The organism is Sorangium sp. So ce131 (assembly GCF_051519095.1).
Lineage (GTDB): Bacteria > Myxococcota_A > Polyangia > Polyangiales > Polyangiaceae > Sorangium.
This window is the reverse complement of the sequence record NZ_CP150455.1, coordinates 7,635,673-7,652,544: the sequence shown is the minus strand read 5'-3', so window position 1 is coordinate 7,652,544 and position 16,872 is coordinate 7,635,673. Positions and strand designations below refer to the sequence as shown.

General features: G+C 73.6%; 11 protein-coding genes. 4 read left to right on the top strand and 7 right to left on the bottom strand.

What is annotated here, in order from left to right:
* Window positions 1-136 precede the first annotated feature (136 nt).
* Window positions 137-1,363 (bottom strand): DUF3500 domain-containing protein, encoded by a 1,227-nt coding sequence (locus WMF43_RS27865; protein WP_437669080.1) that lies wholly within the window; start codon window positions 1,361-1,363, stop codon window positions 137-139.
* Window positions 1,360-2,718 (bottom strand): hypothetical protein, encoded by a 1,359-nt coding sequence (locus tag WMF43_RS27860; RefSeq protein WP_437669078.1) that lies wholly within the window; start codon window positions 2,716-2,718, stop codon window positions 1,360-1,362. The genes WMF43_RS27865 and WMF43_RS27860 overlap by 4 nt, the downstream gene beginning before the upstream one ends.
* A gap of 154 nt (window positions 2,719-2,872) precedes the next feature.
* Here WMF43_RS27860 and WMF43_RS27855 point away from each other — a divergent pair, with 154 nt between their 5' ends.
* Window positions 2,873-6,229 (top strand): hypothetical protein, encoded by a 3,357-nt coding sequence (locus tag WMF43_RS27855; protein ID WP_437669076.1) that lies wholly within the window; start codon window positions 2,873-2,875, stop codon window positions 6,227-6,229.
* A gap of 21 nt (window positions 6,230-6,250) precedes the next feature.
* Here WMF43_RS27855 and WMF43_RS27850 read toward each other — a convergent pair whose 3' ends face one another.
* Complete coding sequence (locus WMF43_RS27850) at window positions 6,251-7,078, bottom strand: Cof-type HAD-IIB family hydrolase (RefSeq protein ID WP_437669074.1); 828 nt, start codon at window positions 7,076-7,078, stop codon at window positions 6,251-6,253.
* A 234-nt stretch (window positions 7,079-7,312) separates the two neighbouring features.
* Here WMF43_RS27850 and WMF43_RS27845 point away from each other — a divergent pair, with 234 nt between their 5' ends.
* A complete protein-coding gene (locus WMF43_RS27845) occupies window positions 7,313-8,299 on the top strand; it encodes an Rpn family recombination-promoting nuclease/putative transposase (protein ID WP_437669072.1) in 987 nt (328 codons plus the stop codon).
* A gap of 742 nt (window positions 8,300-9,041) precedes the next feature.
* On the opposite strand, the gene WMF43_RS27840 is transcribed toward WMF43_RS27845, so the two are convergent.
* Window positions 9,042-10,316 carry a hypothetical protein gene (locus WMF43_RS27840; protein WP_437669070.1) on the bottom strand — a complete coding sequence of 425 codons (1,275 nt, stop codon included), beginning with the start codon at window positions 10,314-10,316 and terminating at the stop codon, window positions 9,042-9,044.
* Between the two features lie 268 nt (window positions 10,317-10,584).
* On the opposite strand from WMF43_RS27840, the gene mazG reads away from it, so the two are divergent.
* Window positions 10,585-11,439, top strand: a complete 855-nt coding sequence (mazG, locus tag WMF43_RS27835; protein ID WP_437669069.1) for a nucleoside triphosphate pyrophosphohydrolase — start codon at window positions 10,585-10,587, stop codon at window positions 11,437-11,439.
* Window positions 11,440-11,568: 129 nt separating this feature from the next.
* On the opposite strand, the gene WMF43_RS27830 is transcribed toward mazG, so the two are convergent.
* From WMF43_RS27830 to WMF43_RS27820, 3 genes are all read right to left on the bottom strand, one after another.
* Window positions 11,569-13,470, bottom strand: a complete 1,902-nt coding sequence (locus WMF43_RS27830; RefSeq protein ID WP_437669067.1) for a hybrid sensor histidine kinase/response regulator — start codon at window positions 13,468-13,470, stop codon at window positions 11,569-11,571.
* Window positions 13,471-13,699: 229 nt separating this feature from the next.
* Window positions 13,700-14,308, bottom strand: coding sequence for a hypothetical protein (locus WMF43_RS27825; protein WP_437669065.1), 609 nt, complete (start codon window positions 14,306-14,308; stop codon window positions 13,700-13,702).
* Complete coding sequence (locus WMF43_RS27820) at window positions 14,305-14,892, bottom strand: RNA polymerase sigma factor (protein WP_437669063.1); 588 nt, start codon at window positions 14,890-14,892, stop codon at window positions 14,305-14,307. Before WMF43_RS27820 ends, WMF43_RS27825 begins: the two co-directional genes overlap by 4 nt.
* Before the next feature lie 290 nt (window positions 14,893-15,182).
* Here WMF43_RS27820 and WMF43_RS27815 point away from each other — a divergent pair, with 290 nt between their 5' ends.
* On the top strand, window positions 15,183-16,847 hold the full coding sequence (locus WMF43_RS27815) for a SulP family inorganic anion transporter (protein ID WP_437669061.1): 1,665 nt from the start codon (window positions 15,183-15,185) through the stop codon (window positions 16,845-16,847).
* Window positions 16,848-16,872 lie beyond the last annotated feature (25 nt).

The window sequence follows — 16,872 nt, the reverse complement described above, 5'->3', positions numbered from 1 at the left end:
GGCGCGATGACCGAGGGGGAGCGGCGTGCAGTGTCCAAGGCGCTGCGGGTGGCCGTCGATAGCCGCCCTTTCGCCGGGGCCGGGCGGTTTGCCCCCGAGGAATGCGGCGCGTGCCCCCTCCGAGCCCAGTAGCGTTCTAGGGCCGACCGCTGGCCGGGGCGCCGTGGCCCTCCTGGAGGTGCCGCGCGAGCAGGCTGTCGCCGAAGTCGTCCTGCAGATCGCGGAACACCGTGTGGATGTGATCGCCGCCGCGGTTGTCGTACTCGATGAGGTGCGTGGGGCCGTGGATCCGGTAGTAATGCGACTGCTTCGGCGCGGCGCTGCCCGCCCAGGCGAAGTGCAGGCGCTCCACGCCGGCGCGCGCGATGCGGTGGAGGTGCCCGTCGGCGACGTCGGCCGGGAAGTTGCGGGCGTAGACCTCGAGGAGGCGCAGCAGCGCGGCGCGCTGGGCCGGGGTCATCTCGGCGGCGGGCAGGCCGTCGAAGCCCGGCAGCGTGGCCCGGCGGGAGGCTTCGGTCACGAGGTCGGGCGGCGCCGAGGGGGCGATCACGGCGCGCTGACGCTGCGCGGGGGTGAGCGAGGCCAGGAAGGCGCGGCCGAGATCCTCCTCGACCGCGAGCACACGCAGGCCCTTCCGGGGGCCCGAGGGCACCTCGGCCGGGTTCGCGCCCAGGAACGCCGGGGTGGTGGCCACGCCGCCGCCGGCAGAGGTGAAGTTGAGCGAGACGTGGTGTCCCTCGAAGCGAAAGCCCCACGGGTCCTGGGGCCCGGGCTCGCCGAAGAGGGCGAGGTGGTAACGGCCCGGATCGCGGAACGCCGGGTTGCCCTCGATGCCCCCGAGGATGCCCTCGAGCAGCAGGACGCCCTCCACCTTGCGGTACCCCTCCGGGCTGAGGCCGGCCCGGAGCAGCGCGTGCGCGGCGCTGCGCTCGCCGCCGTCCATGTCGCCGAGCGCGAGGCCGGCGCGGCGGCGCGGGACGTAATGCCAGTCCTCGCGCTCGCGGCTCTGGAACGCGAGCAGCGCCCGGCCGCGCGCCTCGCCGTCGAGGCCGCCCAGGAAGGCGCGCGCGGAGGCCGCGATCGCCTCGGCCGTGGCGAGTCCCGCCGCGCCGCCCGGCGGCGGCGCGGCGCCCGGAGGCCCCGCGGGCGGCGGCGGCTCGGGCGCGGCGCCCTGCCCGGCGGCCTGCTGGGCCGGCGCGGCGGGGCTGCCCGGCGCGGCGGGGCTGCCCGGCGCGGCCGGGCTGCTCGGCGCGGCCGCGGGCTCGCCGGGCAGGCCTTCCTGGGGTCGCATGCTGTTGCAGGAGGTCGTCATCACGAGCACGAGGTAGAGGGTGAACCGCGAGCCTGGTAGGGCGTGCGTCATGAATCGATCTGGAACGGGTAGCCGTCCGCGGCCACCGGGATCGGCTCGGCGCCCGGCGCACCGCGCGGGCAGACGGCGAGCACATGGGCACCCGCTTCATCCAGCGCGGGACGATGGAGGCGCCCGAACGTCTCCTTGCGGACCTTTCCCTGCGCGTCGAGGTACTCGCACTCCCAGCCGGACAGAAAACCGTTATGGCGCAGCTCGCGGAGCTCGCGGAGCGGAAGGTGCACGAGCTCGGGGGCCCTCGCGGCGCGGCGCAGCCCGCGGAACCTCGCCCAGGTCTCGCGGAGGAACCTGAGGACCAGCGCCAGCATGGCGGCGCAGGTCCCGGCGCTGCCGGCCGCGACGAGCAGCCGTGATACCCTCAGGGCCGGCTCCGCGCTCGTCAGGAGCTCGTGTCCGTCCGTCCGGACCTCGATGTCCGGCAACACCTCCGGGGCCCAGGCGACCATGTAGGTCACCTCCTGCTCCTCGCCGGCGACACGGAAGCTCACGACCAGATCCGTGAGGTAGTCGTCGGTCCAGTCCGTATGACCGCGGCGCGATACGACGGCTTGGCCGTCGACGGCGACAGGGGCCGCGGCGGCCCAGCGGCTCGGCTGCGTGAGCACGGCGCGCGCGATGTATGCCGCACCCACGCCGGCGATCCCCGCGACCGCGCCGAGGGTCGGGACGATGAGCGCCGTCAAGGCGGCGGCGCTCAGGAGATAACGCGCGCGCAAGCGCAGCCCTCCTCGGGCGAGGCGCCGGCGGAGCTCCGCGTGCGCCAGGGCGCCCGCGGCGCGCCGCGCCGCCTGCGCGTCCGAGCTGCGCAGCATGTAGCCCATGGGCGCGAGCGCGAAGCACACGAGAGCGAGGCCGAACAGGGTCAAGACGCCCACGCGCGTGTTGCCCGGGCCGTCCTTGAGGGAGAGCACGAGCGCGGCCTCGTCCGCCGCCTCCCGCAACCCCCTGTCCACCAGCAAGGACCGCTGTCGGTCCGTCATCGTATCGAAGGCGCCGAGGAGCGCTCGACCGGGCGGCGGGCACAGCGGCCCCTCCGCGCTCACCAGCGCCACCGCCTCGCCGATCGAGGGCGCGAGCAGACGGCCGTACCGCGTGCCGGCGAGCTCCACGCTCCCCTCACACGAGAACTCCGCGTCCGTCAGCTCCACCCATACCGCCCGTGTTCGAGCGAGGCGCAGCGCCTCTCCCGCGCTCAGCCGCTCGGGCGCGTCTCCGAACGACGCCAGCCGCTGCCATGTCCGGAGCGCGAGCACACAGAGCGTCACGCCGGCGATCAGCCCGAGCGCGACGCCGATCCAGGGGCGCCGCTTCAAACCACCCGCGATCCCATTGGCGAGGTCGCTCAAGCCGCTGCTCCTCGACGGCCTTGTACTACGATGGCACGCCGAGCGGCAATCGATCCCGAGGAGCCCGCTCGAGGCCCAAAGGCCCGTCCGGCCGCGCGCCGACGATAACGCGCCGCTGTCTATTCGCGGGCGGTGGGGTGTTACGATTTCCGCCATGGAGATCGCTCCCTTCCTCGCCGCGCTCGAGCTGCAAACGCACCACGACCGCGTCCGCCGCGTCGTGGAGCTGGGCCGCGCCGCCGCGCGCGGCGACGCCGGCGCCGCGGCCCTCCTCGGGGCGCTCTCGGGCAGCGCGCAGCCGTACGAGCGCCTCCTCGCGCTCATGAGCGTGTACGGCTCGGAAGACGGCGCGCGCGTCGCGGCGGCCCTCTCGGACCCGTCCCGCGCCGTGCGGGGGCGGGCGAGCCGCATGGCGGCCCGCTTCTGCGACGACGCGCAGGCGCTCGCGGCGCTCGACGCCATCGTCGAGCGCCGCGCCCTCCGGCGCGTGATGACCGATCTCGCGCGGCGGAAGCGCCAGGCGGTCGTGGACGCCTTCCTCGGCGCGCGCCTCGCGAACGGGCTCGAGCCGACGATCGTGGACCTGCTCCCGCTCGGCTCCGAGCCGCTCGTGTCGGCCCACCGGCGCGCCGTCGACGAGGCGGGCGGCCCGCTCTGCCTGGCGCGGCTCGCCGGGCGGCACCCGGAGGTCGCGGCGCGCTGGTTCGGGGAGCCGATCGAGCGCTCGCGCTCGCTGGACGTCCGGCAGCGTTACCGCCTCGCGCCGCTGCTCGTGCCGCTCGCCCGGCGCGCGCCCGACGCCGCGCTCCGGCTGGTCCAGGCGCTGTTCGCGCTCGGCGAGGAGCCCTCGTTCGCCGCCGACGCCCTGCGCTGGCTGGTCCGCGCGCGCCCGCGCGCCACGTTCGACCTCCTCAAGGCCTGCCACGAGGGCGGCCGCCCGGCGCGGCCTCCGGGCGCCTTCGAGGTCGTCAACTTCGACGCGGTCGCGCCCGCGCTCGGCGCCGAGCGCCTCGGGTACCTCGTCCGCCGCGCCTGGGGCGCGCTGAGCGACGGCAAGCGGGGCGTGCGGTGGTTCCTGCGGCTGTCTCCCGGGGACCGGGACGCAGTCCTCGAGGCCTTCCTCCACGGCGGGCGAGGGGGCTTCGGCGCGTTCCTGTTCCGCTACGTGAAGGCGGCGTCGGCCGAGGAGCGCGCGATCCGGGAGCAGGCGTTCGAGCGCTGGTCCTGCGCCGCCCAGGCCGCCGACGGCACGATCGCGCCCGAGGTGCTCGACTTCCTGCCCCGCGACCTGCGCGAGCGGGAGGCGCGGAGGCACCTCGTCGGCTGCCCCGCGCTCGTCGCCAAGCCGGACCGGCGGGTGCGCTACGCGCGCCTCTTGCCGTTCGCGGAGGCCAAGGAGGTGCTCGCGCCGCTCCTGGGACACCCGGAGGGCGACGAGCGGGCCAAGGCGCAGGCGGCGCTCCTCGCGAGCGTCCTGCACGACCGGGGCGCGCTCCCGGACGCCCTCGCGAACGTGCGCGCCCGCAAGTTCGAGCAGGATCCGGTGCGGCGGGCGATGATCGGCGCCCTCGCCGCGTTGCCCGTCGCCCGGTTTGCGCCGGAGCACCTGGAGGCCGTGGGCGTCGTGGTGCAGGACGCGCTCGACGCCGCGGACCTGTCGCCGGCCACGGCCTCGGCCGTGGAGCGGCTCGTGGTCCGGCTGTTCCGCGTGGACGGGGCGTGGGGGGCCCGCTGGCTCGCGAAGCTGCTCGCGGCGCGCGGATCGGCCTCGACGTCGGGGCTGGGCGAGGGGCTGACGAGGGCGGAGGCCGAGCGCCTCACCCCGGCGCTCGCGCAGCTCGCGCGCGCGTGGACGACCGGCGAGCGGGCAGGGGCGGTGCTCTGGCTCGCGCGCAGCCTCGGCGTCCGGCTCAGGGTGGTGGCGCCGGTGCTCGAGGCGCTGGAGCGGCTGTCCCGCGAGCTCCCGTTCGTCGGCGTCGCGGCCGAGGCGCTGCGCCTCCTCGGGCGGCACGACCGGCCGCGGTTCGCGCGGCTCGTGCCCGAGCTCCTGCGCGAGGACCGGAGCTTCGTCCTGATCGGCGCGGTCGCCCGGCACGTGAGCCTGAGGCGCCAGGACCTCCTCGATCCGCTGCTGGAGAGCCGGCCCATGACGGGCAGGTTCGCGACGGGCCGGACGCACTGGGTGATCGATTTCGGCGCGGGCCATGGCCGCTGGACGGCGAGGCAGCAGGAGCGGTATGCGGCCGGGCTCGTCGTGTTGCTCCGGGACGAGGCGCGCGACGTCCCCACGCTGCGGTTCGCCATCTCCACGCTGGTCCGGCTCGCGTACGTCGACGCGTCGGTGGTCACCCCGTTCGCCTCGGATCCGAGGCCGCCCTTGCGCGAGATGGCTGTCCGGGGCCTGCCGTGGCTCGACGCCGGCCAGGGCGTGCCCGTCCTGATCGCGTGCCTCGGCGACGATCGCGCGCGCTGGGCGATCTACGCGCTCCGGAAGGCCTTCGCCGAGATGCCCCGGGCGCGGGTGCTCGCGGAGCTCCGGGCGGTGCCGACCACGAAGGTGACCGTGGCCAAGGAGGTCGTGCGCCTGCTCGGCGAGATGGGCGGCGACGACGCGTACCGGGACCTGCTCCGGCTGGACGCCCCGGGCGCGCACCGCGATGTGCGGATCGCGCTGCTCCGGGCGCTCTGGGACCACCTGGACCGGCCCGAGACGTGGGGCGTCTTCGAGCGCGCGGTCCGGGATCCGGACTGGATCGTGGCCTCGAAGCTCGCGGACGTCCCGCTCGGCAGGCTGTCGACCGAGGCCGAGCGGCGCGTCTCGGGCCTGCTCGCGGCGATCCTCGGGCGGGCGGAGCCGGAGGCGCGGCTGGATCTGCTGCGGCGGGCGGCGCACCTGCCGCTCCGGGACGAGGAGCGGTCGCTCTTCCTCCGGCTGCTCGGGCACCTGGACGCGCCCGCGCCGGAGGAGGCGGCGGAGGCGCTGGCCGCCGCGCTCACCCGGATGCAGCCGGCGGAGGTCGAGGTGGTGGTCGGGCGGCTCCGCGAGCTCGTCCCGAAGCGCCGCCACCTCGTGGCGCTGCTGTCCGTGGTCTCGTCGCGGCTCGGCCCCTACGCCGCGCCGCACCAGGTGGCCGTCGGCAAGGGGCTGCTCGCCGCGCTGAACGCGGACGCGCTGGCCGCGCCGCAGTACCTCGGGCTCGCGGCGCGCCTGCTCGACTGGAGGGCGCTCGCGCAGGCGCTCTCCGACCTCGGCCGGCGGGATCTCTTGCACCACGACGTCATGGTCGCGGCGATGTCCGCGGTGCACGCCTGCGTGCACCCCTCCCTCCTCGAGCAGCAGCTGCGGGAGAGCCCCGATCCGCGGCTGCGGCGGCTCGCGCTGGAAGCGCTCCTCCAGGCGGCGTCGCCGAAGAGCGGCTGGACGGCGGAGCGGCGCGCGCTGCTCGAGCGGTACCGGCAGGACCCGTCCCCCGCCGTGGCGGGGCCGGCGTCGTTCGTGATGCCGCCGTGAGGCGCCGGGGCCGAGGCGCGCTCAGGACCAGCTCGGAGCGAAGTCGAGGCGCGCGAGCCGCTCGAGCACGAGCGCGACGCCGTCGTGATCGTTGGAGCTCGTGACCTCGTCGGCGGCCGCGAGCACGTCGGGATGGGCGTTGGCCACGGCGACGCCGCGCCCTGCCCAGCCGAGCATCGGCAGGTCGTTGGGCATGTCGCCGAACGCGATCACCTGCGCCGCCGCGATGCCGTGCTCGGCGCAGTACGCCTCGAGCGCGAGCGCCTTGGTGACGCCGGCCGCGGCGACCTCGACGAAGCTCGAGCCGGAGTGCGTGACGCTCGCGAGCGCGCCCGCGTGGGCGCGCGTGATGTGCAAGAGCTCCTCGAGCGGCCGGCCGGGGTGCTGGACGATCAGCTTGGTGACGCCTTCGCTGCACAACGCGACCGCATCGCCCCGCCGCATCTGCGGGTCGTCGCGATCGTTCGGGTGCTCGCTCGGGATCACGTAGCCGCGCTCGCACCCGTACAGGATCCCCGCCTCGATCGCGAAGGCCACGCCGGGTACGGCCGCGCGCAGGCGCTCGATGAGCGCCGACGCGGAGGCAGCCGACAGCCGGTTCTGCCGCAGCACGGCGCCGGTGGTCACGTCATAGACGAGCCCACCGTTGCTGCAGATGGCCGTACCGCGCAGGCCGGTCTGCGCCGCGACCTGTCGCACGCGCCGGGGCGGTCGCGCGGTCACCGACATGAGCGTCAGCCCAGCCGCCTCGGCCACCGCGAGGGCGCTGCGCGTCCGCTCGGAGATCGAGCCATCCGTCCGAAGCAGCGTGCCGTCGAGATCGAGCGCGACGAGTCGGAGGGCTCCCATGCGGACCAGGCGACGCGTAGCACGCTTCGGGTGGTTGCCCAACCTGGGTCGGGTCGAGGGAGCGGGGCCGGTTCGCCTCGCGAGCGCGAGCGCCCCAAGGGGGCGCGGTGCGCGTCGCGCCAACCTGGGTCGGGCTACTGCCGCGGCGCGATCTCAAATCACGGCGCCGTCGCTCTCGTAATCCTTGCGTGGAGCCCCGCCGCCGGCGCGCAGCGCCCTGCGGGGGATCAGTCGATGACGTCCACCCCTCATGACGCCCTGTTCAAGTCCACGTTCTGCCACCCGGAGCACGCCGCCGCGGCGCTGCGCCAGGTGTTCTCCGCCCCGCTGGCCGCCCGCATCCACTTCGCGTCGCTGACGCTGCAGCCCGGCAGCTTCATTGATCAAGAGCTCGCCGAGAGCCACAGCGATCTGCTGTTCACCGCCACGCTGGAGGAGACGTCGGTGTTCCTCTACGTGCTCTTCGAGCACCAGAGCACGACGGACCCGCTGATGGCATTTCGTCTGCTTGGGTACATGGTGCGGATCTGGCAGGCCTACCTGAAGCGGCACCCCAAGGAGACGCGCCTCCCGGCCATCCTGCCGGTGGTGCTGCACCACAGCGAGACCGGCTGGACCGGGGCGGTCGCGTTTCAGGAGCTGCTGGACGTTCCTCCGGGAACGCTGGCGCTGATGGCCGAGCATGTGCCGCAGTTCCGGTTCGTGCTGGACGACGTCAGCGCGGAGCCGGACGAGGCGCTGCGAGCGCGCGCGATGACGGCGCTGGGGCGGCTGGTGCTGTGGTGCTTTCGGCATGCCCGCGATCCCGAGCAGCTGGTGGCCCGTTTGTCCGAGTGGGACGAGGTGGTCCAGGAGGTGCGTCGCGCGCCGGACGGGAGGGCTGCACTTGCGCTCGTGTGGCGGTATATTTTGACCATCGCCGACCCACCCCAGCCCGAGGAGCTGATGCAGAGATTGCTGGTGGCGGCGGGACCGGAGGCCAAGGAGGAAATCGTGACCATCGCAGACTACCTTCGCGAGCAGGGCCGGCTGGCGGGCGAACGTGAGGGCCGGCTCGAAGGGCAGCGGAGCACGTTGCTCAAGCTGCTCCGGCTGCGCTTCAGCGACCTGCCGGAGCCGATCGCGGCGCGTGTCCTCGCCGCCGATGCCGCGCAGATCGAACGCTGGACCGAGCGCGTGCTCACCGCGCCCACGCTCGACGACGTCCTGACCGCGCGTTGATGCGCCTGGCTCGCGTCGCGGCACCACGCGGAGGCCGCGTCGTCGCCGTCCGCCTCGGGCTCGCGAGCGCCTCGGAGGGGGCATTGATCCACACCGACCGGCGCTTATCTGCCTCCCACCACGACAGCCGGGCGGTGGGACCGCCTCGGGAGTGGTGATCCAGGGGGCACGGGGGCGGTGGGACCGCCTCGGGAGTGGTGATCCAGGGGGCACGGGGGCGGTGGGACCGCCTCGGGAGTGGTGATCCAGGGGGCACGGGGGCGGTGGGACCGCCTCGGGAGTGGTGATCCAGGGGGCACGGGGGCGGTGGGACCGCCTCGGGAGTGGTGATCCAGAGGGCACGGGGGCGGTGGGACCGCCTCGGGAGCGGTGATCCAGGGGGCACAGGGGCGGTGGGACCGCCTCGGGAGCGGTGATCCAGGGGGCACGGGGGCGGTGGGACCGCCTCGGGAGCGGTGATCCGGGGGCACAGGGGCGGTGGGACCGGCTTCGCCCTGGAGCCGCCCTCCTGCGCGCAGCTTCCGTGCGAGCGGGCGGTTTCCCGGGGCCCCGCGTCATCCTGCACCGGGATGGCCGGCGACGTGGGGGCCCCAGAGCGTCCCCTGGTTCCGCAGAGGTCTTGGCAGGGATCACGGCGAAAGAAGAGAGATTTCAACGCAAAGGCGCAAAGGCGCAAAGGCCGCCGGCGGCTGTGAGCTCCGTCGCTCATGGGGGTTGCTCCTTTTGCGCTCAGCGCTTCCCTTCAGCGCGCCGCGCCCGGCGCGGCGCGGTCGCCCTCCGCCGGGCCTGCCTCCTTGCCCGCCGCGATCCCCGCGAACGCGCCCGCGAAGCGGCGGCGGAGCTCGGCGTCCTCGACCAGCTTGTCGCGGAGCGTGCGCGACAGCTCGACATGATAGAACGGCGCGCCCACCTGCCGCGACCAGCGCGCCTGCACGTTCGTGCTGCCGCCGAGCTTCTTGATCTCGGCCGGGTAGGGTAGGACTTTGCCGTCGCCGACGGCCGCCCGGAGCGGCCCGAGCAGCCGGTCGAGATCGGCGCCGGGCCCCACGGCGCTGACGACGGCGGCGGCGTCCGGGGCCGAGCTGTCCTGGAAGCCGTGCAGCTGCACCGCCGGCGCGCCGGGGAAGCTCTGGAGCAGCGCCCGGTGCGCCGACAGGAAGAACGATCGCTCGGCGTGCGCCACGTCCGCGAAGGCGAGCGCCGCGGCCGTGCGCGCGCGGGCGGCGAGGTCGTCGTCGCGAGCCCCGCCGCGCCCGCTGTCCCGCTCCCCGCCGCCCGCCGCTCCCCGCCGCCCGCCGCCCGCGCCCTGCGTCGCGCCGGCCCCGCCCTGCGCCGCGCCGCCTGCGCCCTGCGCCCCGCCGCCCGCGCCCTCCTCGTCCGCGCTTCCGCTCCCGCTCTCCGCGCCCTCGTCGTCCGGCCCCGCGTCGCCCGGCCTGGGGCCCCCGCCGTACCGGTGCGACGTGTTGACGATCAGCGCCCGCGCCCGCTGCGCCTCGAACAACGCGAGCGCGATCGGCAACGTCCCCCGGTCGAAAAAGGTGTGCGGCGCCTCGACGATCAGCGGCGCCGCGGCCCCTGCGCGCAGCACCACCGCGGCCGCCCCGCGGCGGCGCGAGCCGTCCTCGGACAGCACCCACAGATCGCGGCCCGGGACCACCCGCAGCGCGAACCCCGCCGGCGCGGCCGGCGGCGGCTGCCGGCCCTGCGCCGCGCGCGCCGCCGCCGTCACCCAGGCGCCGTACGCCGCCTCCTCCGCGTCGTCCGGCGGCTCCGCGACGAGCCGCCGCCCGCCCCGCCGCAGCGGCTTGATCTGCTCGTCCAGGGCCTCCTGCTCGCCGGTCCCGGCCTCGGCCCCGGGCTGCGCCGTTCCCGCTGCCCCTGCCTCCGGCGCCACCGCCGCCGGGCCCGTCCCCGTTCCCGTCCCCGGCGCCACCCCCGGCACGCTCTCCGGGCACCGACACACCCCCTGCGAGCACCCGGCAATCGTGAACAGCACCACGTACCCTGCGCTCTTCATGGGATTTCGCCGCTTCCCGCCGCCCGATCCCCCCTGCGTCTCCACGTCTTCTTTATCTTTCTCTCACGCTCCGGCGCGTGAAGCCAGACGGACGCGCGCGTTCGTCTGGCTTCACGTGTTCCTCCTCGCGCTCGCCCTCTCGCCCCCTTCTCGCCTCCCTCTCGCCTTCGCCGCGCTCTCCCTCGCTCTCCCTACGCCGGCCCACCTGCGCCAGACACCGCCTCCTCGGCCTCCTCAGCGGGAGCGGTTTGCGCTACGTAGCTGCCCCATGCCTCGCCCCTTCGATCCCGTGGCGGTCCCGCCGCTGCCCGAGCAGGCCGGCCGCACGTTCCCGCGCCTCGTCGAGCTGATGCAGCGCCTGCTCGCCCCCGACGGCTGCCCCTGGGATCGCGAGCAGAGCTTCACCTCGTTGCGACGCTACGTGCTCGAGGAGGCCTGCGAGGTGATCGACGCCATCGACGGCGGCGATCGCAAGGAGCTGTGCGGCGAGCTCGGCGACCTCCTGCTCCAGGTGGTCTTCCAGGCCGAGCTCGCCCGGGCCGAGGGGGCGTTCGGCCCCGACGATGTGGTCGCGGCGATCTGCGAGAAGCTCGTGCGGCGCCACCCCCACGTGTTCGCCGACGAGAGCGCCGAGAACGCCGACGAGGTGCTCCAGAACTGGGAGCGCATCAAGGCGGCGGAGCGGGCGCGGCAGGGAAAGGATCGCGGCGTGCTCGGCGGCGTGCCCCGGAGCTTGCCGGCGCTGACGCGGGCGCAGCGGGTGGGCGAGAAGGTCGCGCGCGTCGGCTTCGACTGGCCGGACGCGCGGGGCTCGCGCGCGAAGGTGGAGGAGGAGCTCGGGGAGCTCGACCGGGCGTTCGCGAGCGGCGACAAGGACGCGATCGAGGAGGAGCTCGGCGACGTCCTCTTCGCGCTCGGCAACCTGGCGCGCCACGCCGGCGTCGACGCCGAGGGCGCGCTGCGTCGGACCATCGACAAGTTCACCCGTCGCTTCGAGCACGTCGAGCGGCGGGTCGTCGAGCGGCACGGGGGCTGGCCGGCGAAGGCGGCCGACGACACGCTCACCCTCGAGGAGCTCGACGGCTACTGGGACGAGGCCAAGCGCGCCGAGCAACACACCTGACCGCGGCCCTGGTCTGCTCGCGGGCTCGCCTCGCTCGCCGGCGCCCTGCGCCGCGCGGCGGCCAGGCTGCCGGAGGCTGGACGTCAGCCCGGGTCGGGCCCCTGCTTCGCGGCGGTCCCGTCGATGGGCTCATCGCGCCCGGGCGCGGGCGGCGATGTTCTCCAGGTGCCGTTTCAGCACGTCCGCGCTGATGGGCTTGACCAGGTGCACGTCGAACCCGGCTTCTTGCGTCGCGCGGCGATCCGCATCCTGGCCGTAACCGGTCATCGCGATCAGCGAGAGCCCGGCGAGGTCCGGAATGCGGCGCAGCTCCCGGGCGACGTCATGGCCGGTCATGCCGGGCATGCCAATATCGAGCAGCACGGCGTCCGGCCTGAGCTGCGCCGCGAGATCGAGCGCTGAAGGACCGTCGAACGCGAGGTGCACCTCGTTGCCCATCCGCCGGATCAGCATCGCCATGCTCTCGGCCGAGTCCCGGTTGTCGTCGACGACGAGGACGCGCAGCTTCTGCCCGGCTCGCTCCGCGGGCGCGCTCGGCGAAGGCTGCGCCGCAGGCTGCGCCAGCCGCGGCAGCTGCACGACGAACTCGCTGCCGCAGCCGGGGCCCTCGCTGGCCGCTCGGACCCTCCCGCCATGCAGCTCGACCAGGCGGCGCACGATGGTCAGGCCGATGCCCAGCCCGCCGTCCGCGCGGTCGAGGCTGCGATCACCCTGCGTGAACAGATCGAATACGTGCGGCAGCAGCTCGGGCGATATCCCGACGCCGCTGTCGCTGACGCGGAGCGTCGCCCGCGTGTCGTCCGCCTCGAGCGCGACCCGGATCGAGCCGCCCGCCGGCGTGAACTTCGCCGCGTTGTGCAGCAGGTTGGTCACCACCTGCGTGAGCCGCGCCAGGTCGCCATTGATGAAGAGCGGCTCGCCTGGCAACCGTACCTCCAGGACCTGCTCGCGCGCGTCGATCCAGGCCCGTGACGCTTCCGCCGCGCGCTCCACGACGTCGGTGAGATCGACGCGCTTGCACTCCAGCATGATCTTACCGCGCGTGATGCGGCTCACATCGAGCAGGTCGTCGACGAGCCTTACGAGCTGGCCGACCTGTCGTTCCATCACGCCGGCCGCCCAGGCGACCTGGGCGCTCGCCTGGGTCTCGAGCCTGAGGACGCCGGTCGCGTTGGATATCGACGCCAGCGGATTGCGCAGCTCGTGCGCCAGCATCGCCACGAACTCTTCTATGCGGCGAGCGTTCGACTCGATGTGCTCGAGGCGCTTGCGCTCGGTCAGGTCGCGCGTGACCTTGGCGAAGCCGCGCAGCTCGCCGCGCTCGTCGCGGATGGCCGTGACGACGACGTTCGCCCAGAACATGGAGCCGTCCTTGCGCACGCGCCAGCCTTCGTCCTCGAAGCGGCCGTCGCGCCGCGCCGCGGCGAGCACCGCCTCTGGCCAGTTGCGCTCGCGCGCCTCGGCCGGATAGAAGCGCGAGAAGTGCGTGCCGATCGCCTCTTGCGCGGAGTATCCTTTGATCTTCTGCGCGCCGGCGTTCCACGTGGCCACGCGGCCCTCGGTGTCGAGCATGAAGATGGCGTAGTCCTTCACGCTCTCGACCAGCATGCGGAAGCGCTCCTCGCTCTGCCGCAGCGACTCTTCCTGGCGCTTGCGCTCGGTCAGGTCGCGCGTGACCTTGGCGAAGCCGCGCAGCTCGCCGCGCTCGTCGTAGATGGCCGTGATGACGACGTTCGCCCAGAACATCGAGCCGTCCTTGCGCACGCGCCAGCCTTCATCCTCGAAGCGCCCTTGGCGCCGCGCCTCGGCGAGCTCTCTCTCTGGCCAGTTGCGCTCGAGCGCCTCGGCCGGATAGAAGCGCGAGAAGTGCATGCCGATCACCTCTTGCGCGGAGTAACCTTTGATCTGCTGCGCGCCGGCGTTCCACGTGACCACGCGGCCCTCGGTGTCGAGCATGAAGATGGCGTAGTCCTTCACGCTCTCGACCAGCGTCCGAAATTGTAGGTCGGCGTTGAGCTTTGTCGCAGCCATGCGACAGAGCTTACTGCATGGGCAGACATTGGCGTGCCCGGGGCGCCGGAGCCTGGCGTCCAGTCGAGCTCGGCCTGTGCCGCGCGCTACATAGCGCGCGCCCTCGCCGGGGCAGCAACCAGAGCAGCCTTACCGCATAACCAGGGAAAACCTTACCGGTGCGCTGCCGGGCTCCCGGGCAGCGACCCCCCCGGCTCACCGGCGGCTCAGCCCTGCAGTGCGCCGTCGCTCAGTCGCGCACCGCCGTCAGCACGAAGCGCTCGCGCACGCGCGCCTCTTCCGACTCGTGGAGCACGTGGATCTCGTAACGCCCCGGCTGCGCGACCGCCACGCTGAGCGGCGCCTCGTCGCGGTACCGGGTGAGCCGGAGCGCACACCGCTCCTGCTGACAGTGCTGCTCCAGCGCCCCGCCCTCGCCGTCGGGCAGCCGCACGCGCACGTGCTCGGGCACCTCCAGGTGGACCACCGCCGGCCCGTCGGCGTGGTGGTGAGTCCACAGATCGAGGTGCATCCACGCCTGCCCGTCGTCAGGCAGGGCGACGGCGAGCTCCTCGGAGCGCTCGATCGCCGGAGAGCTCTCGTCCCCGCCGCCCGCGAGGACGGCGGCGAGCGCGGCCGCGGCGAGCGCCGGCGCCGCGAGGATCGCGCCCCATCGCCAGCGCCCGCTCGTCGGCTGGGGTCGCTCGGGGCGCTCCGCCGGCGGGCGCTCCCGCTGCTCGGGCAGCTTGCTCAGCGCGCGCTCGATCAGCGTCTCCGAAGGGCTCATCGAGCGCAGCGCCCGCATGCTCGCCGCGAGATCCGGCGGAAGCGGGGGCAGATCGTGGTCGTGTCCGCTCACGTCGATTCCTCCCGCGCCGCGACGACGCGCTGCGCCGCCATGCGCTCGTATGCATCGCGGAGCCGCGCGCGCCCGCGGGCGTGGCGGCTCTTCACCGTCCCCTTGGGGATCCCGAGGAGATCGGCCACGTGATCATAACCAAGCTCCTCGATGTCGCATAGCACCACCACGGTGCGAAACTCCTCCGGGAGCTCCTGGAGGCAGGCCAGGAGCACGGCCGTATCCTGGCTCAGGATCGCGGTCGCCTCCGGGCTCGGGACCTCGGCGTGAGGCAACACGCCGAGGACCTCGGTGCACGCCTCGACGAGCCGATCGAGCAGGCCGCGGCGCCGCGCCTCGGTCCGGCGGGCCTCCAGGTACTCGTTCCGAGCGATCCCGCAGAGCCAGACGCCGAGATCGGAGCGCCCCTCGAACGCCCCCGCGTGCAGGTAGGCCTTGAGCAGCGCGTTCTGGAACAGATCGTCCGCTCGATCTCGATCGCCGCACAAAGAGACGCAGAATCGATAAAGGCGCGGCAACGTCGGGCGCACCGCCGACTCGAAGTGCGCGCGCGATTCACCGAGCAGGGGTCGCGATCCGGTCATGAGGGACGTTCGGGCGTCTAGATCGTCGGCGCCCCGAACTCTAGCGTGGAAAGGACGGCGGGGGAGCGCCGGCGGTCCGCGCCGCGGCGGCGCGAGGAGCGGCACCTCGAGGGAGGGGAGGCTGTACATCGGCGGCCCTGGGACGGAACGGACCCGCGCCGAGGTTCCGGGCCGACCGCACGAAATCGCCACCTGACGCGGGAACCGCGCGGCGCGTCGTCCCGTCTTCGGGCGTGTCCTGACGAACTGTGGGCGCCACGACGCCCGCGTAGCCGAGGCCGATCACCGCCATGTCCAGGTCAAGCATTCCGAGCGCGCCGGCGTCCACGCCGGCGAAAGCGCCCTCGTCTTCCCCTTCCTCGTGGAAGAGCGATCTCGTCTCCGGGTTCCTCGTCTTTCTGATCGCGCTGCCGCTCTGCCTGGGCATCGCCATGGCGAGCGGGTTTCCGCCCATCGCCGGCGTGCTCACCGCGGTCGTCGGCGGCATGGTCGCCACCTGGCTCGGCAGCGCGCCGCTGACCATCAAGGGGCCTGCCGCGGGCCTCATCGTCATCGCGCTCGGCGCCGTGCAGGAGCTCGGCGGCGGGGACAACGCCGTCGGCTACCGCCGCGCGCTCGCCTGCATCGTCGTCGCCGCGGTCACGCAGATCGCGTTCGCGCTGGCGCGCGCCGGCAAGCTGGGCGACTTCTTCCCGTCCTCGGTGGTGCACGGCATGCTGGCGGCCATCGGGATCATCATCTGCTCGAAGCAGATCCACATCCTCCTCGGCGTCACGCCGAGCGCGAAGGAGCCGCTCCACCTGCTCCTCGAGATCCCGCGCAGCCTGGCCCGGCTGAACCCCGAGATCGCCGCGATCGGCGTCCTCTCGCTGGTCCTCCTCTTCGGCTTTCCGGTGGTCGCCAAGAGATCGCGCTGGATGCAGAAGATCCCCGCGCCGATGCTGGTGCTGGCGGTCGCCATGCCGCTCGCTTACGTCTTCGACCTCGAGCACGAGCACACCTACACGCTGGCCGCGACCCACACATCGTACGCGATCGGGCCGAATTTCCTGGTCAACCTGCCGGGTAACCTGCTTCAGGCCTTCGTTTTCCCGGATTTCAGCCACGTCGGCACGCCCGGGTCGATCAAGTACATCGCCATGTTCTCGCTCGTGGGTAGCATCGAGTCGGTGCTCTCCGCGAAGGCCGTCGATTCGCTCGATCCCGAGAAGCGTCGGTCCGACCTCGACAAGGATCTGCTCGCCACGGGCGTAGGCAACCTGGTCGCGGGCCTGCTCGGCGGACTGCCGATGATCTCCGAGATCGTCCGCAGCTCCGCGAACATCGGTTACGGCGCGAAGAGCCGCCTGTCGAACTTCTTCCACGGGACCTTCCTCCTGCTCTTCGTCGCCTTCGCGCCGGGGCTCATCCACCGGATCCCGCTCGCCGCGCTCGCCGCCATGCTCACCTTCACGGGCGTCCGCCTCGGGTCCCCCAAGGAGTTCGTGAAGACGCTCCGGATCGGCCCGGAGCAGCTCGCCATCTTCGTCACCACGGCCGCGCTGTGCATCGCCTCCGATCTGCTCGTCGGGGTCGCCGCCGGCATCGTCGTGAAGCTGCTCATCCACGTGATGAACGGCGCGCCGCTGCGGACCCTCTTCCGATCCGAGGTGGAGGAGCGCGTCGAGGGGGGGCGGATCGTGCTGCGCGTCAGGCACGCGGCGATCTTCAGCAACTACCTCAGCCTCCGGCGGCGCATCGCGAGCCACGCGAGCGCGCCCGACATCGAGATCAACTTCGCGGACGCGCGCCTGGTCGACCACACGACCCTGTCCAACCTGCATGAGCTCAAGGCCACGCTGGCGCACAAGGGGCAGACGTTGACCCTGGCGGGCCTCGACGGCCACGGCCAGATGTCGTCGCACCCGCTCTCGGCGAGGAAGAGGGTCGTCATCACCCCCGTCGCCGAGCGCTGAGCCGCGGCGAGGCCCTCCGCCGTGA